Annotated in this window: 14 protein-coding genes; 6 read left to right on the plus strand and 8 right to left on the minus strand. The window is 65.8% G+C overall.

Going from position 1 to position 19,080, the window contains the following annotated elements:
- Positions 1-247 precede the first annotated feature (247 nt).
- The 3 genes from U9J33_RS05550 to U9J33_RS05560 all read left to right on the plus strand — a co-directional run bounded on the left by U9J33_RS05550 (position 248) and on the right by U9J33_RS05560 (position 3,340).
- A complete protein-coding gene (locus U9J33_RS05550) occupies positions 248-1,699 on the plus strand; it encodes a TolC family protein (protein ID WP_324698421.1) in 1,452 nt (483 codons plus the stop codon).
- A 101-nt stretch (positions 1,700-1,800) separates the two neighbouring features.
- Entirely contained in the window at positions 1,801-2,373 is a 573-nt protein-coding gene (locus tag U9J33_RS05555; RefSeq protein ID WP_292636229.1) for an acyltransferase, read from the plus strand.
- A gap of 58 nt (positions 2,374-2,431) precedes the next feature.
- Positions 2,432-3,340 (plus strand): glycosyltransferase, encoded by a 909-nt coding sequence (locus U9J33_RS05560; protein WP_324698424.1) that lies wholly within the window; start codon positions 2,432-2,434, stop codon positions 3,338-3,340.
- Positions 3,341-3,362: 22 nt separating this feature from the next.
- Here the strand turns inward: U9J33_RS05560 and U9J33_RS05565 are convergent, their stop codons facing one another.
- Positions 3,363-5,150, minus strand: coding sequence for a diguanylate cyclase (locus U9J33_RS05565; protein WP_324698426.1), 1,788 nt, complete (start codon positions 5,148-5,150; stop codon positions 3,363-3,365).
- A 241-nt stretch (positions 5,151-5,391) separates the two neighbouring features.
- On the opposite strand from U9J33_RS05565, the gene U9J33_RS05570 reads away from it, so the two are divergent.
- Positions 5,392-6,690, plus strand: coding sequence for a hypothetical protein (locus U9J33_RS05570; RefSeq protein ID WP_324698428.1), 1,299 nt, complete (start codon positions 5,392-5,394; stop codon positions 6,688-6,690).
- A 31-nt stretch (positions 6,691-6,721) separates the two neighbouring features.
- Here the strand turns inward: U9J33_RS05570 and U9J33_RS05575 are convergent, their stop codons facing one another.
- The 7 genes from U9J33_RS05575 to U9J33_RS05605 all read right to left on the minus strand — a co-directional run bounded on the left by U9J33_RS05575 (position 6,722) and on the right by U9J33_RS05605 (position 15,877).
- Positions 6,722-7,504: an EF-hand domain-containing protein gene (locus U9J33_RS05575; RefSeq protein ID WP_324698430.1), complete on the minus strand. Its 783-nt coding sequence runs from the start codon at positions 7,502-7,504 to the stop codon at positions 6,722-6,724.
- A gap of 261 nt (positions 7,505-7,765) precedes the next feature.
- Entirely contained in the window at positions 7,766-10,966 is a 3,201-nt protein-coding gene (locus U9J33_RS05580) for an autotransporter outer membrane beta-barrel domain-containing protein (RefSeq protein ID WP_324698432.1), read from the minus strand.
- Positions 10,967-11,032: 66 nt separating this feature from the next.
- Positions 11,033-13,429: a TonB-dependent receptor gene (locus U9J33_RS05585; protein WP_324698434.1), complete on the minus strand. Its 2,397-nt coding sequence runs from the start codon at positions 13,427-13,429 to the stop codon at positions 11,033-11,035.
- A 41-nt stretch (positions 13,430-13,470) separates the two neighbouring features.
- The gene (locus U9J33_RS05590) at positions 13,471-14,421 is read right to left on the minus strand and encodes a FecR family protein (protein ID WP_324698436.1); all 951 of its coding nucleotides are present in this window, start codon (positions 14,419-14,421) and stop codon (positions 13,471-13,473) included.
- Positions 14,422-14,475: 54 nt separating this feature from the next.
- On the minus strand, positions 14,476-15,012 hold the full coding sequence (locus U9J33_RS05595; RefSeq protein ID WP_324698438.1) for an RNA polymerase sigma factor: 537 nt from the start codon (positions 15,010-15,012) through the stop codon (positions 14,476-14,478).
- A gap of 89 nt (positions 15,013-15,101) precedes the next feature.
- Positions 15,102-15,275: a hypothetical protein gene (locus tag U9J33_RS05600; protein WP_156336406.1), complete on the minus strand. Its 174-nt coding sequence runs from the start codon at positions 15,273-15,275 to the stop codon at positions 15,102-15,104.
- Positions 15,276-15,448: 173 nt separating this feature from the next.
- Positions 15,449-15,877 (minus strand): organic hydroperoxide resistance protein, encoded by a 429-nt coding sequence (locus U9J33_RS05605; RefSeq protein ID WP_054434663.1) that lies wholly within the window; start codon positions 15,875-15,877, stop codon positions 15,449-15,451.
- Positions 15,878-15,989: 112 nt separating this feature from the next.
- Between U9J33_RS05605 and U9J33_RS05610 the strand changes: the two genes are divergently transcribed.
- Positions 15,990-16,448, plus strand: coding sequence for a MarR family winged helix-turn-helix transcriptional regulator (locus U9J33_RS05610; RefSeq protein WP_185997885.1), 459 nt, complete (start codon positions 15,990-15,992; stop codon positions 16,446-16,448).
- 123 nt (positions 16,449-16,571) lie between these two features.
- The gene (locus U9J33_RS05615) at positions 16,572-19,079 is read left to right on the plus strand and encodes an energy transducer TonB (protein WP_324698442.1); all 2,508 of its coding nucleotides are present in this window, start codon (positions 16,572-16,574) and stop codon (positions 19,077-19,079) included.
- Position 19,080 lies beyond the last annotated feature (1 nt).

Raw genomic sequence — 19,080 nt, forward strand, 5'->3', positions numbered from 1 at the left:
AAGCGATCTTCCGGATAGATCCGATTTGATCGCGAGAAGCGTGTGAAGCTGCATGATTACGTCCTCTCTGGAACAATCTCGCGCTGCATTAGATCAGGGCGGGTTGTAGAGAACTAGGGCCGATGCATCAGTTTTGGCGCTTTCCGCCGGGCACGTTCCGAAAAGTTCCGCGTAATATAGGGGGTATTACTTAGTGAATTCGATCAGAATTCGCGTGCTTTGCGCTTTGGCTTGCCTCTGCTCGGGGGTGAGGGCTCATGCAGATACTCTTGAGGACGCTCTTGGTGCAGCCTATCGGAATAATCCTTCGCTTGAGGGCGCGCGCGATCTGGCCAGCGCGGCGGACGAAGGGCAGGTGCAGGCGCGGGCGGCTTATGGTCCCACGTTGAGCCTCAGTGCGCAGCATGAATACACGTCTGCGCGCATCCGGGGGTATATCCTGCCATCGGAACAGGATGGTTTCGCCACGAGCGCCTCGCTTTTTCTCTCGCAGCCGCTGCTCACTTCCGGACGGCTGGCTGCGGGTGTTGACTTCGCGGCTGCCAACAAAATGGCGGTAAGGGCCCGTCTGGACGTCGTCAGCCAGCAGGTTATCGCGGACGTGGTTGCCGCTTATGTCTCGCTCCGCCGCGACATGGAACTCTACGGCGTCGCGGTGGAGATTTACGATCTCCTCCTGCAGCAGCGCAACGTTACTGCCTCACGCTATCGGCTGCGGGATTCCACCGCGCCCGACCTCGATCAGACGCTGAACCGTCTCGAACTCGCAGCGGGCCGCGTGATTTCCTCTCGCGCCAACGTGGAGGTGAGCGCGGCGCGCTATCGCAATCTCGTCGGCCACTATCCCGAAGACCTCATGCCGCTACCGGCCTTGCCGGCGCTGCCGGTTCTCGAAACACTCTATGTCGAAGCGGAAACGCACAGCCCGGCTCTGGCCCTGTCGAAGTTCACCGAAGCGGCATCGCGGGCGAGAGTGGCGGAAGCACGCGCAGACATGCTGCCGCAGGTCCGGGCCTACGCCTCCGCGGCGCGGGTTCCGGTCACGCCTTACCAGAATACGTACCGTGAAGAGGCGGTGTCCGCCGGTGTGAACCTGACGATGGCTCTCTATTCCGGCGGGCAGATGTCGTCCCGTCTTCGGGAGGCCAAAGACCGGAACCAGGCCGATCAGCAGTATGTGGAACAAGCGCGCCGAGACATGCGCGAAAGGCTTGCGTCCGACTGGACCTCTCTCAAGGCTGCGGGGGAATCCCTGCCGCGCTACGAAGCTGCCGTGGAAGCCGCGGAGCGGGCGGTGGACGGTGTAAAGCGCCAGGAGACTTCGGGCATTCGAACCTTGCGAGACGTTCTGGACGTCACGAATGACTTGCTGTCTGCTCGCACGGCGGCGGTTCAGGCACGCGCCGAGGCATACGTCCTGACCGTTTCAGTCCTGCGCGACGCGGGATTGCTCCAGATCGGCATGTTCTCTCGCGAGCGGCCCTACGATCCCAATTCGCGGAAACACGCGATTGCGGGGTTGGCGGGTCTTCCGCTGAGACCGATCCTCGAACCTGTCGATCGCCTCATCAAGAATGACAGGGTCGCCGCCGCGCCGGTCCAGCTCGAATATTCCACCGACTTCGACTGGGCGGTCGAAACCGGATCGCCGCTGCAACCGGTGTCGAGCGCGGCGGATCGCGACCCTGCCGCGCCGTAGCCGCCGCGGTGCGGCACTTCGCTCTCGAAGCTGGTGCACGAAATGGCGAAGGTCTGTTTTGCAGCGGAAATGGATGCACCCCGCCTTGAGCGCGCGCCGCGATGGCCGCCACTCTACGCGCCGTTCGGCGGGCGTTCCGCCCGGCCAGCAACCATGTGAGGGTCATGATGCGGGAAGCGTTCTTCGTATGGCTTGCGAACCACTTTTCGCGGGGCAAGGTCGGTACCAAGGCGCGATATTTCGCCTTGAAGCTTGCAGGGCTCAAACTCTCGGGAAAAGTCATCGTCATGGGCCCGGTCACGGTCATGCCGCCCGGGGCCGGGAAAATGATCGTGATCGGGACGCGCACTTTTCTCAACACCAATGTCCGCTTCGGTGCGGGCGGTGGGATCACCATCGGGAAATTTGCGCAGATCGCGCCCAACGTTTCCTTCGAGACCGGATCGCACGAACTGGACTTCGCGCCGGGGCGGAGCCGTGCCCCCGTAACGGCGCCGATCGTGGTCGAGGATCACGTATGGATCGGTGCGGGCGCGATAATCCTGCCCGGCGTCACGATCGGGCGGGGCGCGGTGGTGGCGGCGGGCGCGGTCGTCACGCGGGATGTGGCTGCCAAAGTCGTGGTGGGCGGCGTTCCCGCCAGATTCCTGCGCCATGTGGACGAGCAACCTTGAGCGGCCGTCGGCGCTCTAACTGCCGCGCGTATGGCCGGCATGATGAAGGATCGTGAGCATGAACGCGATAATCGGTGATCTTGGAAGCGATCTCACGGTGGCCGTGGTCGTCGCCAGCCTCGGGCGGCCGGAACTGATCGGCCAGATCCATGGACTGATAGATCGGCAGACCTGCCCGGCCGACGTGCTGGTCTTTTCCGTGGTCGGAGATGCAGATGTTCCGGAAGGCCTGGAGGAATCGGAGCGGGTCTGGCTTCTGAAAGGGCGCAAGGGGCTCTGTGCTCAACGCAATACCGCGCTCGACGCCTTGAAGGGCGCCTATGATCTCGTCGTCTTCTATGACGACGATTTCGTGCCCTCAAGGCACAGTATCGAGCAGATCAAGCAGTTCTTTATAGCACATCCCGAAGTGGTCGGCGCGACGGGCAATGTCATCCGCGATGGCATCAACGGCGCCGGCATCTCTTTCGAGGATGCGCAGGAACTGGTCGAGCAGCACGAGGAGCGCAATTTCAGTCCGAACTGTATCGTGACAGGTCTTGACGGTCTTTACGGTTGCAACATGGCCTATCGTTCCTCTGCCATCGGCTCTGCGCGGTTCGACGAACGACTGAGCCTTTATGGCTGGCAGGAAGACGTCGATTTCGCCGCTTCGATCAGCCGTCACGGAAGGCTGGTGAAGACTTTCGCCTTTGCCGGTGTGCACCGCGGGGTGAAGTTCGGGCGCACGTCCGGTGTAAGGCTCGGTTACTCGCAAGTGATAAATCCATCGTACCTGGTGAAGAAGGGCACGATGTCGAAGCGCTTTGCCGGACGGCTGATAATCCGAAACGTCCTGGCCAATCACGTCAAATGCCTGAGGCCCGAACCTTGGGTCGATCGTGCGGGCCGGGCCAAAGGGAACTGGATCGGCATGTTCGATCTGATGAGAGGTCGCCTCACTCCCGAGCGGATCGAAGGTCTATAAGGCGCTGGCCCGATGCCGCGGCTTATGCCGCTTGCGCGGACTGGTTTCGGCCGGCCTGTTTGGCACTGTAGAGGGCGGTGTCGGCGGTCCTGAGTGCTTCTTCGCAGCTTTGGCCGGGAACGAGAGAGGCGATGCCCACGCTGACCGTCGCGCGAAGGGTATCGCCGGCATAGGGTATCGCGGCTTCTTCGAGGCGAATACGAACCCGTTCACAAACGACGCGAGCCTGAACCGCTTCCATTCCGCCGAGCACCACGGCGAATTCCTCGCCGCCGAGCCGGGCGACCAGATCGCCGTCCCGAACGGACGAGCGAAGAATCTCTACAAAATGAATCAGTACGACGTCGCCTGCGGCATGACCGTGCAGGTCGTTGATCCGCTTGAAGTGGTCGAGATCGAAGACGGCAAGGCATCCCAGCACTCCGTCGGCCGGGATCGAGGCGAGCAGGGCGGGGAGGGCTTCGTCGAAGATACGGCGGTTGTAGATTCCGGTCAGGGGATCGGTCATGGCCTGGTGGGCGAGGTCTTCCATGAGCTTTCGGCGGCCGGTGACTTCGCGCACGATGCTGACGGTGCCCATAACCCGGCCGTCATCGTCGATGGTGGCGCGCATATGGCTTTCAACCCAGACGACTCCGCCGTCCTTGCAACTGACCCGGTACTCCACGATCGCCGTTTCGTCCGGATTGGCCAGGGCTCGGCGGCGTGCATCGAGGACGGAAGGCAGGTCGTCGGGCGAGACGAGATGGAACATCACCTTGCCGGTCAGCTCTTCCGGACGATAGCCGAGTACGCGTTCGGTTGCGGGAGAGGCATAGCGCAGGGTGCCGTCATAGCCGAGGCGCATGATAATGTCGCTCGTGCGGTCAAGCACCAGCCGGTGCAGTGCCTCCACCGCGTGCAGCCGGTCCAGCAGGCGGCGGCGGGCGCGCAGCTCGGCCGCCAGCGGCAGGAGGATCAGCACGATAGAGGCAAAGTAGATCTGCAGCACCTGCAGTTTCAGCGTCATGCTGACGTGGAGCAGAGTGGTGGGTCCGCTGCCTGCGAGCGAGCAGGGCAGGCCGATCGCCAGAAGGACCACGATGGAGGAGACCGCGCCGAAGCGCCCCAGCCTGAGGGTTGCGGCGACCATCGGCAGGAACGGGATCAGGACCAGCGGGATGCGATTCTGGCCGAAAGTCAGCAGCGAGGCCAAGGCGACCAGCAGCAAAAGCCCGGTGGCTTCTCCGCGTTTCCGGTTTCCGGCGGAGGCGATCCACTGCCGGGTTTCTCCGCGCAGGGTGAACAACAGGGGCGGTCCGAACGCCACGAGCCCGAGCGCATGTCCGGCGTACCAGTCCCGCCATGCGGACCAGTAGGGGATGTCGCGCGCGACATGCGCGCACAGCGCTCCGAGGAAAGCCGTGGTGGCAGGCACGATCAGGCCGGCAATGATGAGGAAGCGGGCAACTTCCGGGACAGATTCGAACCGGCCGAACCGGGGGAAGCATCGTCTGACGAGCCAGGCCGCGGCGTGGGCCTCGGCGATGCAGATAAGCGGCAGCGGGATCGCTACCGGTCCCCGGAATCCGAACAGGAAGGACGCGAGGAGCCCGGCAGGCACGCATGCCAGAGTGATCTGGAGCCAGCGCCGGCGCGGCGTGGCGCAGAGCTTCGCAAAGAGCAGCGCGCCCGCCAGCCACATGATCGCGACACCGCCGTCGAAGCGGGTCAGTTGCAAGGCTATGGAAGCGCAGACAAAATAGGCTGTCGCGGTGAGGACTGCTTCGCGCACGGCATGTCTGGAATCGGGAGCGGCGAAACGTGGCATCGCCCAGTAATACGAAAATATGGTTAGTACAGCGTTAAATCTACGGCCTTTGTTCCATGGGATTTGGGACATGTGCTCATTATAGGCGGCGCAGTTCGTGTCCCGAAGCATGTCGCGCGTCTCGATCGCGACAAATATCGGCGCTGGCCTTGGCGTCCCCCGAAATAGGATGCTCCTTTCCCTGAGTTTGGCCGACTGTGCGGGGCGGGGAATGTTAATCCTGGGTTTGGGAGAGCAGCCGATGCGTATCGTTCCCGTGTTCAAGGGGGTGGCCCTGGTCGCTCTGGGTGCGGCGCTTTTGCAGGCAGGCGGTGCGGGCGCCGAAGCGCCGTCGGTGCCGGCGCCCGCAAGCACTGTTCCCGGGTGGAGCGACTTTCTCGATGGATTGCGCGATCTGCCGGACCGCATTCTGGCCCGCATTCCCGCAGAGCAGCGCAGCGATCCGCAGGTCCGGCAGGAAGCGGGCAGGCTGGCGCTTTCCGCCGTGGCTGCCGCGACCATCGATGCTCTGGCAGCCGATCCCGACCATCCGGCCTTCATCCCGCAGATCAACAACTACATCACGACCGGCCAGCCCAATGCTGATACCAATTACCGCGCGGCGAAGATCGCGCCGGGAGGAATCTATCGCCTGAGGGGCCTGCGAGGTTCGATGAACCAGGCCCGCATAGCGGAGGCGGGCCCTCGGCCCCAGCAGACGGCGGGTTCCGTGAACCTCGGCGCGCCAAGGCCGGTTCACGACATCAACGCACTCAAAGTCGATGCCGAGGGGCGCTACGACGTCATTCTCAGTCCCGAGCGTCCGCCGGGCCATGTCGGGGACTGGTGGCAGCTCGATCCTACCACCAACATGCTGCTCGTTCGCATGGTCGCATCGGACTGGAACGCAGAGAAGGAACCCACTCTTTCCATCGAGCGGCTCGATGTTCCGGCGGTGCGTCCGCGCCCGGCGGCGGCGGTGCTCGAGCAGAAGTTGCGCGGTATTCCGGTGGCGGCGGGGTTCATTGCACCGCTGCTTGCCGACCGGCCGGCGAAACTGCGCGGCGAAGGCTATGTGAACAGGCTGAAGGCCGTCGATTTCAGCCAGATGGGCGGCCTTGCGGGCCAGTTCTATTTCGAGGGTGCTTACGATCTCAAGGATGATGAGGCGCTGCTGATCGAAACCAAGCTGCCGGAGAAATGCACCTACCAGTCACTGATCCTCACCAACGACCTCTACGAGACGACCGACTGGTACAATAACCAGAGCAGCCTCAACGGTGCGCAGACACACCTCGACAGCGACGGGGTTCTGCGCGTGGTCGTGGCGGCGAAGGATCCCGGCGTACCGAACTGGCTCGATACTTCGGGCTACCGGACCGGCGTGGTGCAAGGGCGGTGGATGGAGTGTTCCAGCCAGCCGGTGCCCGCCGCCCGCAAGATCGCGCTGAAGGATCTGCGGGGCGCTTTGCCGGCCGATACGCCGACTGTCACGCCGCAGCAGCGCGAGGCCATCTTGCGTGACCGGCGCGCCACCCTTCAGCAGCGTCCGCTATGGTAGGAGGGGCCGTGGGCCGTGATCGGCAGGGTGGTCAGCAGGTCTGGCCGGGAGGGCAGGGCGGCTTGCCGCCGGGCGCACCGAAGCGGGGGCCTTGTCCCGGGCCTTCCCCGGCTCCGGGCCCCTTGGCGCCGCGATCCGCCGGACGCAGTTCCTGCATGGACAGCACGCCGTCCTGGTCCTTGTCTGCCGCTTCGAACTTCCTGCCTTCGTAAGCCAGCAGTTCGTCCAGCGAGACGCCCGCATCGTAATTTGTGTTGGCGTGGGCGATCGTCGTCCCGTTGAGCGGTTCGATCATGGCGGCAAGCATGTAATCCTCCGGTCCATCCCCGGCGACCGGGAGGATGGCGTCGGCGATCGGGCCGTCGCGGTCCCCGAAGGCGCCGGCCTCGTTCGAGGCGACCGAACCCATCTGCTTTTGCCAGACCATGAATTCGGCCTGGGAGATCGAACCGTTGCGGTCGGTATCGACGGCGGCGAAGCGGCTGCGGATGGTGGTCTCGCGCCGGGCTTCGACGACGGCGTGCAGTTCGTCGATCGTGACGATGCCGTCACGATTGGCGTCGGCCTCGCGGAACATGGCGGTGACGAGCTTGTCGTACTGCTTGCGGGTGACCGGCTTGGGCGCGCGGGGCTTGCCGCCGCCCGGACCGCCGGGGCCCCCGCCATCCGGGCCGCCCCCGGGACCGCCGCCTCCGCCGCCGCCTCCCATGTCGCCCATTTCACCGCCCATTCCGCCGCCCATTCCTTGCGCGAGCAGGGCGGGGGACTGGACGAGCAGGAGCGATGCCATGAGGGCGAGGGAGATCTTGCGCATGGAAGGCTGTCTGCCTTCGCCGTTTAGCGCGAAGATTTCAGTGCGGGCGCGAATGTAGCGGCCCGATTGCAATATCGAGCATGCCCCGGGAAACGACCCGGCCCCGGCCGCATTGGGGGCGACCGGGGCCGGAGGCTGGGCTGGAAAGCGCCTGCGCCGTGGGTGGCGCGGGGTTGGGGTGGGGGGGCAGCGCTTTCCTGCAGCGAGCCGGACCGGCTGGGGCGCCGGTCCGGTTGCTTTTCCAGCCGTTCCTTGAGCGGCTTACCAGCCGATCGTCACCGAGCCGCGAAGCGCGAGGTCTACCCGGCCGTGACGATCCTCGGCGGCGAGTTCGCCGCCCATCGTCAGGCCCAGCGTGCCGCCGATCGCGCGGAGGCGGGCGAACCAGCCACTGGTGGCTTCGTCGCCGTCGAGCGTGAAGTTCTGGCCGCCCGCGAAGTGCGCGGTCGTCGAACCGATGCCGCCGCTGACGATTTCGCGCCAGCCGCCTTCGGTTTCGATGCGGAACCAGTTCTCGTCACGGCGCTCCATGCCCATGAAGTCGACGCCGAGCGTGACGCCGCCGTTGACGCCGAGTTCGTCGCTGGTGCGCGAGGCGACCGTCAGGTCGAGCGCCTTGCCGCCGCCGTTCTCGGTGTAGCCGTCTTCCTTCAGGCGCACGTAGTCGACCGAGACTGCGGGGCGATAGAAGAAGTGGCTGCCGCCGCCCTCATAGGAAGCGCCGCCCGCTGCGGTCACGAAGGTGCCGTCCCACTTGCCCTTGATCGTGCGGTTCACCTTCTCGGTGCCGATCGCGCCGATGAACTGGCGTTCGCTGTCGTAGTTCGAACGGCCGATGGAGGCGCGGCCGAAGCCCTGGACGGCGCCGAACTGTCCGCGCCAGTGGCCGGCGAGTTCGAAGGAGTTCGACTTGATCTCGCTGGTGCCGCCGCTGGTGTGGCGGTTCCACAGGTACGAGAAGGTACCGCCGAACCGGCCGATCCCGGTCAGGTACTCGGCGCCGAACGACATGGCGTAACCCTGGAGGTTGTAGGCGGCGCTGCTGCCGGCCTTCTTGTCGCTGCCCCAGAACGAAAGGTTCATGGTGGTGCTGAAGCGGCCTTCACCCCAGACCGGGTTGGTCGGTTCCATGAGTTGGCGGGCGAGCGTGCGGGTGCCCAGGCTGATGCCTTCGAACGAGCCGCCGGCGTGGTCGGGCAGCATCTGGCCGACCGTCTGGCGGAACTGGTCGCCGTTGGTGATGCCCAGGAACACGTCCTCGATCTTCTCGTCCTGGCTGAGGGCGGTGAAGATCGCGTTGTAGGCGGTCGCCTGCGAGCGGTTGAGACCGAGTTCGGCCACCGTGCGGCGGGCGATGTCGACGACCACGGTGTTCGCGGCGGCGTCCTCGTCGAGGGTGGCCTTGAACATGAAGGGCACCAGGTCGGTCGAGGCTTCGAGGTTGTCGCGGCCGAGGATCGTTCCGGCGGTCAGCACCTGGTAGCTGCCTTCCGCGGTCGAGACGTCGGCCAGCTTGATCGAGAGCTTGGCGCCGTCCTCGAAGGAGGCGGTGCCGGCGACGGTATAGGCCGAACCCTGGCCCGCCGCCTTGTTCAGGGTGACGGCCAGGACGCCGTCCTTGGACACGTCGAGCGAGCCGATCGTGGCGGGCTTGTTCACGTCGAACGTGCCGCCGGTGATCTTCACCGCGAGATTGCCCGAATTGACCAGCGAGCCCGAGAAGACCGAGGTGCCGGTCAGCGTCAGGCTGTCGGCACCGCCGCCGAAGTCCGCCGTGCCCACGAAGCGCGAGGTTCCGGCGAGGGTCATGGTATCGGTGCCGCCGCCGAAGGTGACGTTGCCGGTCTGCACCGCATCCCCCGACAGCGCGAGCGTGTTGTTGCCCGCGCCGAACATGACGTTGCCGGTCACGGTGCCATCGGCGATGTCCACCGTGTCGTTGCCGCCGCCGAGCAGCACGTCGCCCACGATCGAGGGGGCGGTGAAGCCCGCGCCGACCTGGGTCTGCTTCACCGTCACGCTGCCGCTGGCGTTCGAGAGGTCGATCGCGATGTTGCGGCCGGAACCTGCCTTGGCGCCGGTGGCGGAGATGGTGCCGCTGTTCTCGACGAGGTTGAGCGTGCCGCTGGCGTCGCTGATCGCGGTGGCCGAACCGTTCTCACCTGCGGCCACGGCCTTGATGGTGCCGCTGTTGCGGATCGTCGGCAGGCTGGCGCCGGCGTCGATGCGGATGGCGGTCGTCTGGGCGCCGGTGGTGTTGCCGCCCGCCGCGCCGATGGTTCCGGAGTTCTGGAGGAGCGGCGTGCTGGCGCCCGCGCCGAGGCGGATCGCGGTGGCATTGGCGTCCTTGGACGTCGCCACGACCGTGCCGGAGACGCCGATGCCGTTGGCGATCGTGACGTCGCCGCCGAGACCGCCGATGGCAAGGCCGTTGCCGTCGATCCCCGCGTAAAGGCCGTTGCCTTCGATGCCGCCCTCGATCTGGAGGCCGTATTTGCTGGCGGTGCCCGCGACCGGGCCGATCGCGATGTCGTTGGTGGCCGAGCCGATCACCATGGCCGGGGCCTTGCCGTAAGTGACGACCTTGGCCGAGCCTTCCGTGGCATCGGGGATGCCGTCGGCGTCTTCGTCGGCGTTGTTGGCGTCATTGTCCTTGGGCGGCACGGCGAGCACGATGCCGCCGGTCACATTGCCTTCGACGATGACGGCCGAACCGCCCTGCAGCAGGTCGTCGGCGTCGAGCTTGGAGGGATCGCTGGGCGGGGTGGGATAGCGATAGCCGGTCGAGACGATCGAGCCCTGCACGACCATGGCACCGTTGATGTCGCCGCCGAAGTGCGCGCCGACAGCGTTCTTGCCCTGGGCCTGCACCGTGCCCGCGAGCCGGACGTTGCCGTCGATCTGGCCGGCCTTTACGCCGACTGCGTTGTCGCCCAGCACGCTGGTCTTGCCGTCATGCGTGAAGTTGCCGGTCAGCTTGCCGCCGAGCGAGACACCGGCGGAATCGTTGCCCTCGACGACGATCGTGCCGCTCTGGGTGATCTTGCCGGTGTGATCGCCTTCGGTGCGAATGCCGATGCGGTTGGAGCCGAGCGCGAAGGGTCCGTCGAGGTCGCCGTCCTTGTCATCGTCGGTGGGGGCGTAGGGTTCGTCGAGCGTGATGGTGCCGGTGTTGACGATGTCGCCCGTCGTGCCCGCATTGGCGACGATGCCGCGCGCGCCGTTGGAGTTGGCGATGGTGATCGCGCCGGCATTGGCGACGTTGTTGTTGCTGTCCATCGTCACCGCGGTGCCGGAGGTCAGCACGACCGAGCCGTCCTTGGTGATGTTGATCGCGTCGGCGGCGCCGTTCTTGATCGTGGAGGTGAGGAGAGGCGTGGTCTTCTTGGTGGTCACGTCCTCGGCATGAGCGGCGGTCGCCAGTGCGAGGAGCGCGGTGGAAGCAAGCAGGTAGCGAGGCATCTTCGTCCCTTCAGGTCGATATCGAGACCTGAGACGGAGGCACTGGCCGCCAGCCTTGGAAAAAATTCAAAAACGCGCGTCGAGGCCGATACGGGCGGTGCGCGGGCGCAGCGGCGTCACCTGATCACGGCCGATGCTGAAGGGCGTGCCGAGCGAGAAGCGGTTGCCGCGCACGTCGGCAAGATTGGTCACGCTGAGCGTCACGCCGTAGCTGGATGTGCCGAAGCGGATGTCGAAGCCGCTGTCGAGGTAGTTGCCCTGCGGCTCGCCCAGTTCCGGCCCGATGCCGAGGCGCGAGCGGCCGAGGTAGTTCGCCCAGCCATTGGCGGTCAGGCCCCAGTCCCCGTCCGCGAACTCATGCGTCCAGGCGATTCCCGAATGACCGGCGAAACGGGCGATGTTCGGCACCTGCATGGCCCGCATCGCCACGGCCCGCGCAAGATCGGCCTGCGTGTAGCTGGCGGCCTGGGCGGCGGAGAGCGCGACGTACTGGAGCAGGCCGGGCGAGGGTTCGTCCACCTTGCTTTCGTTCCATGTCGCGCCCAGTTCCACGCGCAGGCCCGGTGCCAGCAGCAGGCCGCCCGACAGGCTGACGGACCAGACGCGCCCGTCGCCGATATTCGCGGTGCTCGGCAGGCCGGAATTGTCGATGAAGTCCGCCTGGATGTCGCGCCAGCGGGTGTAGGACAGGCTCATCGAAAGGTCGAAGGGGCTGCTGCCCGCGCGGCCGTGGCGCGCGCCGATCTCGAAAGTGCCGGTACGGTCGCTCTGGAAGCGCCGCACGGTGTCGCTCTCGATCGCGAAGCCGCCGGGGCGGAAGCCCTCCTGATAGCGCAGGTAGAACGAATCTTCGGGCGAGAAGCGGGCATTGAGCGCGAACGAGGGCAGGAACGTGTTCAGCGAGCGCTGCGCGGTCACCCCATTGGCGATGAGCGCCATGGCCTTGGCGGGCGAGATATCCTCGCCGTCGCCGCTCAGCCGTGAACGGGTGAAACGCCCGCCAGCCGTGGCGGCCAGCGGACCCATGAGGTGCAGGCTCGCCTCGCCGTAGAGCGTGACTTCGTCGATGGTGTTGCCCACGCCGGTTGCGGCGGTCCGTGCGTCGAGCAGCGGCGTCTGGAAGCTGCGGTTCAGCGTGGTGCGGTTGTGTGTGTAGCTTGCGCCCAGCAGCCAGCCGAACCCGCGGCGCTCACGCTGCCAGATCCGGGTCTCGTGGACGATCATCTGCGTTTCGTTGACCTGCGAGAACAGGCGCGGCGGGCCGCCGGGCTCGCTGGCGTCGTAGCGTTCGTGGAGGTCCTGGCTGACGATCCCGGTGGTCGACCGCAGGTTCACATCGCCGATGCGGCCGGAGACCACGAACTGGCCCAGCGTGTAGTGCGCGTTGGCGCGTTCGGCCACGCGGGCCGAGCTTTCCAGTGGCTTGCCGTCGCGGTCGGCATATTGGCTGTCGTCCGCCTCGGTGGACTGGGAGAGGCCGATCAGGTCGATCGTCCAGCCGGGCGCGAGATGCGCGCGCAGGGCCAGCTTGCCGCCGAGGATATCGGTGCGGTTGACGTTGCTGCGGCCAAGCTCCGGCTTGTCGATATAGCCGCCGAGGCTGGCGGAATCGATGGTTGCGCGCAGGGCCACGCTTTCTCCCGCGAGCGGCAGGTTCACGGTGGCGCTGGCATCGGCTCCGGGTGCGCCGTGCTGCGTCAGCGAGCCGCCGATCATGACCGAGCCGCCGGTTTCGCCCATGACCGGGGCATTGGGCACGAGCCGGATGATGCCGCCCAGCGATCCGGCGCCGTAGAGCGTGCCCTGCGGACCCTCCAGCACTTCCACGCGGGCAAGGTCGGACAGGCGCAGGTCCGGGTCCGGCGCATTGTAGGTCAGCCGCATGTCGCCGAGGTACTGGCCGACGGTGGCCTGGGTCGGCCCGGTGAAGCTGGAATCGGCGATGCCGCGAATGAACAGCTTGTTCCGTCCGCTGCCGAGGTGCGTGGAGGACACCGTGGCGAGCTGGCGGGTGATCTTCTCGGTCCCGCCGACGCCGCCGGCTTCCAGGGCCTTGCCGTCAAGGATGGCGAGCTGGCCCGGCACGTCCTCGATGCGCAAGTCGCGCTTGGTGGCCTGCACCACGATAGGTTCGCCGTGCGGTTCGGCAGGCGGCGCCGCCTGTGCCGGGCGGGTTGCGTCGCGGCGGGTTCGGGTGATCGCCACGGCAGGGGGCGCCGCTTCCAGCCGCCATGCGGAAGGCCCGACCGGGACGGCGCGGGCGCCGGCGGAACGGGCCAGCCGGTTCAGCGCTTCGGAAACCTCCATGCGCCCGCGCAGTGCGGGGATCGAGCGGCGGGCGATGGCGGGATCGGCGATGACGATGCTGGTGCCGGTCTGGCGGGCGAGGTCGATCGCGGCTTCGCTTGCGGTGCCGGCGCGCGTCGTCACGCTCGCCTCTCTGGCGAGGGCGGGGAGGGGCATGGCCGCAACGGCCGCCAGAAGCCAGGCCGCACCTCTCACGATCAGGGGACGCCGATCATCCAGCGTTGTCCTTCGGCGCGAACCGCGACGCCGAGGAGCGGGCCGAGCGCGGCGGGATCGCTGCGCAGCGGGGCGACGAGCAGGGAGCCCGAGACTTTCCGCTCCGCGCTGCCGGGCGCGACGGCATAGGCCACGCCGGTCGCGCGGGCGAGATCGGCGGCGACTTTGCCCAGCGGCGCCTCGTCGAACGTCACCCGGCCCTCGCGCCATTCGCCGACCTGTTCGGGTGCGATCCTGCCGAGCGTGTAGTCTCCGGACTTGCCGTGCCGCTGGAGAACTTCGCCGGGCGAGATGCGCAGGTCCTGCGCCCTGGGATTGAACTGAACGGCGCCTTCCGACACCGCCACGCTGAGATCGCCGCCGTCATGGCGCACGTCGAACACGGTGCCGACATCGACCAGCGTGTCCTCGCCAACGGCCACGCTGAAGGGGTGGGCCTCGTCATGGCGGACGGTGAAGAGCGCCTGTCCGCTTTCGAGCCGGGCGAAGCGCGGGTCCTTGCGATCGAACTCCATGGCGGTGCCGCCGGCAAGGTCCACGCGGGTCTGCGCGTCCAGCGAGACGGTGCGGACCTGGCCGGGCGCGGTCTCGATCCGATAGAGATCGCGGCTGCCCGCCTGCCACATCCAGAGGCCCGCGACGAGCGCAAGCGAGGCGGCCATGGCGCCGCCGATCCACGGACGGGCGGAGCGGCGCGGCGCCACCGCGGGAGCGGCCAGGGCATCGTCGTTCGCCGGCCGGGCCGATGCGATCCGTTCGGCGCCCTCCGCCACTGCGGCCGAAACCCTGTCATAGGCGCGGGAATGGGCAGGATTCTCGCCAAGCCAGAGCGTGAAGCCTTCCCAGTCCTCGAATCCCGGATCGCCGGTGCGCAGCGCCCAGTCCAGCGCCGCATCGAGCGTCTCGGCTCGAATCTTGTCGTCTTCAGTCATCGCGCGCTCCTTCTGCGGCGAAGACGGAGACGATCGGCGCGGGCCTTGTCGGCGTCAGGCCTCATCGCTGCGTTCCTTCCATTCGGTGAGGGCCCGATAGGCTACGCGCAGATCGCTTTCCACCGTGCTGAGGCTCACGCCGAGTTCTGCGGCGACCTGCTTCTGCGCCAGCCCGTCGATCCGGTGGCGACGGAAGATCGCCGAGGCCCGCGGACCGAGGCTTTCCAGCAGGGACAGCACGCGTCCGGCCTCCTGCGCCGCGGCGAGGCGGCGTTCCGCCGAAGGTTCGGGAGAGGCGCCGGCTTCGTCTGCGTTGGCATCGGTCCAGTCGCGTTCGCGGTGGCCGGATTGGCGGGCGGAGCGGAACCGGTCGATCATCAGCAGGTCGGCGGTGCGAAACAGGTACGAAAGCGGGGCGGCCACCGGGCCGGGGGTGCTGCGCGAAATCTTCAGCCAGACTTCCTGCACCAGGTCTTCCGCCGAATCTCCCGCACCGCGGGCGCGCAGGAAGTGCAGCAGCTTGTCCCGATTCTCGAGAAAAGTCGCTTCGAGACCCGATCGGGTGGGGGAAGAGGGCGCGGACGGAGGCATGGTGGCTTGTTCGCGGGGACAGATAGACTGTCCGCAGCCTCGGGGAAAGCCTCTGCCCTCATGCTGGATGCGAGGAGTGGCGGGTTTGCTCAGCGGGCGGCGTTGGCCGCGGCGCGGGACTGGATGGCACGGTCGGTGAAGAGGGCGAGAGCGGCCATGGCGCCGCCGGTCAGGCCCGCGGTTCCCATGGCGATGATGACCGGCTGGGCGGCGTCGGCGAGGCGGCTGGCACGGTCGTGGATGGGTTCGAAAAAGCGGGACATGGCGGGGGACTTTCCTGGCTGCGTCTGGGCTGGCCTCTTCTTCCTCTTTTCGAGGCTTTCAGGGTATCGGGATAAGTTGGTTCGAATTGTTCCAGATTGTTGAAATGTCATGCCGGGGAGACCTGCTCCCCGGCATGGACAAAGGTACTGGGACAAAGGGGACTGAGCGCCGTTCAGGCGACCGAGAGCGACACCGAGATATTGCCGCGAACGGCATGGCTGTAGGGGCAGATGGTGTCGGCTTCGGCGACCAGCGCTTCGGCTGCTTCGCGCTCGACACCGGGCAGCGTGACAACCAGTTCGACTGACAGGCCGAAGCCCTTGTCGCTGCGCGGACCGATGCCGACCGTGGCGTTCACGGTGGTGTCTGCGGGCACGCGGGGGAGGTTCTTGTCCTGGCTGGCGGCGAACTTCATCGCGCCGAGGAAGCAGGCGGCGTAGCCCGAGGCGAAGAGCTGTTCCGGATTGTTGCCGAGGTCGTTGCCGCCCAGTTCCTTCGGCGTGCCGAGCGTGACTTCGAAAGCGCCGTCGTCCGTGCGGGCCTTGCCGTCGCGGCCGCCGGTTGCGGTGGCGCTGGTCTTGTAGATCGGGGTGATGGACATCGGGTTCCTCCATTTACATCGTTAGTGATTAGATCGTGTGCGATATAAATGCGTGAGTCGGGTGCCAGTGTCAAGCATTGCGATTCAATCGCGCGCGATTTATATTGAGGCCATGGACCAGACACCCTCATCGCCGCCGGAAGACGCTCTCGACCCCTTCGAGGATTTCCTGTGCTTTTCGGTCTATTCCACCGGGCTCGCCTTCAACCGGATCTACAAGCCGCTGCTGGACCGGCTGGGCCTGACCTACCTGCAATATCTCGCCATTCTCGGTCTTGCCCGGAAGGACGGGCAGACGGTGAGCGAACTGGGCGAGAAGCTGTTTCTCGAATCGAACACGCTGACCCCGCTGCTGAAGCGACTCGAGGCGGCAGGGCTGGTGGAACGGCGGCGTTCGACCGAGGACGAGCGCGTCGTGCGGATCACCCTGACCGACAAGGGCCGCGCCACTGCGGCGGAGGCGCGCTGCGTGCCGGCCGAACTGGTGGAGGCGACCGGGGTTTCGATAGACCGTATCGCCGATCTCAATCGCGAACTGAAAGCGCTGCGCACCCAGTTACGGGGCGGTTGAGCGCGCAGCGCATGGGCTGATGCAGGAAGAGCAAGCATAGCCCTGAAATGATATTGAGAATCGCTTGCAATAACGCAGGCGTCTGGTTAGAGGCCGCCCCCAACGAACAACAGGGGTCGCTCAATGCATCTTACTCTCGCGCGGGCGCTGCTCGCAGCGGCTGTGGCCGTGCCTTCCATCCAGGCCCATGCGCAGGACCAGTCCGTCGGCGGCGCTGCCGAACAGCAGTTGCCGGAAGTCGTCGCCGATGGTGAGCGCGCCGATGAGAGCTATGTCATGGGCACCGGCGCGGAGGCGGGCACCACGCGCATCACCGAAAAGGAAATCCGCGCCCGTGCGCCGGGTTCGGGCGACGCCAACCAGCTTCTGAAAGCCCTGCCGACCGTCCAGTTCCGCCGCGACGAGTACATGGCGACCGAAGAGGACATCCAGGATATCCGGCCTTCCGATATCTCGATCTCGGGCGGGCGCTATTACGAGAACCTCATCACGCTCGACGGGGTCGACGCCAATGCCCGCGTCGATATCACCCAGTCCAACCCCCAGCACTTCGCCGAACCGACCGGCGCCAGCGCGCAGTCGCTTTGGGTAGATACCAACCTGATTGGTGAGATCACCCTGCGCGATTCCAACGTTTCGGCGGAATATGGCCGTTTCACCGGCGGCGCGCTCGACATCAAGACGCGGTCTCCCAAGAAGGAGTTCGGCTTCACCAGCACGGTCTCCTACAGTTCGGATGCGCTCACGCACTACAAGCTCTCGGACGGTTCGCGCGAGTCGCTGGATGGCGATCTTCCCGAAAAGCCGTCGTTCGAGAAGTGGCGCTTCGGTGCCACCGTCGACTTGCCGGTAAGCAGCAATGTCGGCCTGCTGCTGGGCTATAACCGTTCGCGTGCCGATGTCGTATACACGCGGGGCGCGAACTACGGGAGCACCCGCTATGGCCAGTCCAGCGTCAGCGATAACTTCCTTGCCAAGGCCGAGGCAGACCTCGCCGGCGACCTGAAGTTGACCGGGCAGTTCGTCTATACGCCTTATGAAAGCGAGTCGTCCTCGGCCAGCGGCATAGACAACAAGGTGACCTCGCACGGCGGCGGCATTACCAGCCGGCTGGAACTCGCGAAGTCGGGCACCACGAACTGGTCGATCTCGGCGAGCCTCTCGCACAGCGACACCAGCCGCGATGCATCGGCCAACAACTATTCGATTCCTTCGTGGACCGAAAACGGCGGCGTCTGCACCGGTACCAACTGCACCATCGGCGGATTCGGCGATGTCGACCAGTGGCAGAACAACTACGCCCTGACCGGGCGGTGGTCGGCGCCCGTGGGACCGGGCCGTCTGGCGATCGGCTTCGATTATCAGCGCATCGAGGCGATGCGAAGCCGTCCCGCCGACAACTATGCCTATTCGCGTGGAACGGCGCAGAGTGCGGCGGCCACGATTGCGTGCGGCGATGCGAACAGCCTGACCTGCGTTGCCGGCGAATATGCGCTTACGCAATATTCGCTCTATGCGGCCTACCGTGCCCGCGTGAACCTCGACAGCGTGGCGGGCTGGGCGGAATACAGCGCCGATCTTGGCGATTTCTCGCTGCGCGCGGGTCTTCGCTACGATTACGAGAGCTTCCTGGGCAATCATAACTTCTCGCCGCGCCTTTCGGCCACTTATGCCCTGCCGTGGGACGGGTGGAGCTTCACCCTGGGTGCGAACCGCTATTACGGACGTTCGATGCTCGCTTATGCCCTGCGCGAACAGTACCCCGATAACTTCGTCTATCGCCGTAACGGCACGACCAGCGGTGGTATCACGACTTACACTGACGGCGACTGGTATCTCTATTCCACCAGCCATTCCGCCAGCTATTCGGATGGCGACAAGAAGACGCCCTATTCCGACGAACTGTCCGCCGCGCTTTCGGCGCGCGTGCTGGGGGGAAGCCTGAGGGTCAAGGGCATCTACCGCGAAGGGAATGATGAGTTCGTCCGTTCCGCCGAGACGCTGACGACCACTCTCGCCAATGGCAATACCACCACCTATACCAACTACTTCGTCACGAACGAGGGCTATAGCAAATACCGGGGGCTCTCGTTCGAGTGGACCCGCACTTTCGGCAAGCACTCCTTCGCGTTCAACACCAATTTCTCGAAGACCACCTCGAGCAACGACACGTATCTCGTCGATTCCGACGATCTGGTGGAGAACCCGTTCGTGGCGTTCCAGGGCAAGGTCGTCACACTTGCCGATATCGTCAGCCTGACCCAGCGTGACGACATGGCGGTGCCGTTCATGGCCAACATGACCTGGACCGTGCTCTGGCTGAGCGATCGGATCACCACCAACGTCAACGTGCGCTATACCGACAAGTTCAAGCGCATCGAGGATACCGGCCGCAGCGAGACGATCGACGGTACGGCCTACGATCTCTACGACTATGTGAAGTATCCGCGCTCGATCGACGTGAACCTCAATGCGCAGGCCGAACTCATCCGTTCCAGCTACGGCGTGCTGACTGCCGACCTGCGCGTGGCGAACCTGTTCGACCGGATACCCTCGCCGAACAGCACGGCCACTTCACAGCCCTATCAGTATGGGCGCTCGTTCTGGGTCGGTCTCAACTACCGGTTCTGAC

Origin of the sequence: Novosphingobium sp. RL4 (assembly GCF_035658495.1) — a bacterium.
Lineage (GTDB): Bacteria > Pseudomonadota > Alphaproteobacteria > Sphingomonadales > Sphingomonadaceae > Novosphingobium.

Excerpts from the sequence above, each read along its gene's own strand:
- U9J33_RS05555 (WP_292636229.1), top strand. The coding sequence starts at position 1,801 with ATGGCCGCCACTCTACGCGCCGTTCGGCGGGCGTTCCGCCCGGCCAGC.
- U9J33_RS05560 (WP_324698424.1), top strand. The coding sequence starts at position 2,432 with ATGAACGCGATAATCGGTGATCTTGGAAGCGATCTCACGGTGGCCGTG.
- U9J33_RS05565 (WP_324698426.1), bottom strand. The coding sequence starts at position 5,150 with ATGCCACGTTTCGCCGCTCCCGATTCCAGACATGCCGTGCGCGAAGCA.
- U9J33_RS05570 (WP_324698428.1), top strand. The coding sequence starts at position 5,392 with ATGCGTATCGTTCCCGTGTTCAAGGGGGTGGCCCTGGTCGCTCTGGGT.
- U9J33_RS05575 (WP_324698430.1), bottom strand. The coding sequence starts at position 7,504 with ATGCGCAAGATCTCCCTCGCCCTCATGGCATCGCTCCTGCTCGTCCAG.
- U9J33_RS05580 (WP_324698432.1), bottom strand. The coding sequence starts at position 10,966 with ATGCCTCGCTACCTGCTTGCTTCCACCGCGCTCCTCGCACTGGCGACC.
- U9J33_RS05585 (WP_324698434.1), bottom strand. The coding sequence starts at position 13,429 with ATGCCCCTCCCCGCCCTCGCCAGAGAGGCGAGCGTGACGACGCGCGCC.
- U9J33_RS05590 (WP_324698436.1), bottom strand. The coding sequence starts at position 14,421 with ATGACTGAAGACGACAAGATTCGAGCCGAGACGCTCGATGCGGCGCTG.
- U9J33_RS05595 (WP_324698438.1), bottom strand. The coding sequence starts at position 15,012 with ATGCCTCCGTCCGCGCCCTCTTCCCCCACCCGATCGGGTCTCGAAGCG.
- U9J33_RS05600 (WP_156336406.1), bottom strand. The coding sequence starts at position 15,275 with ATGTCCCGCTTTTTCGAACCCATCCACGACCGTGCCAGCCGCCTCGCC.
- U9J33_RS05605 (WP_054434663.1), bottom strand. The coding sequence starts at position 15,877 with ATGTCCATCACCCCGATCTACAAGACCAGCGCCACCGCAACCGGCGGC.
- U9J33_RS05610 (WP_185997885.1), top strand. The coding sequence starts at position 15,990 with ATGGACCAGACACCCTCATCGCCGCCGGAAGACGCTCTCGACCCCTTC.
- U9J33_RS05615 (WP_324698442.1), top strand. The coding sequence starts at position 16,572 with ATGCATCTTACTCTCGCGCGGGCGCTGCTCGCAGCGGCTGTGGCCGTG.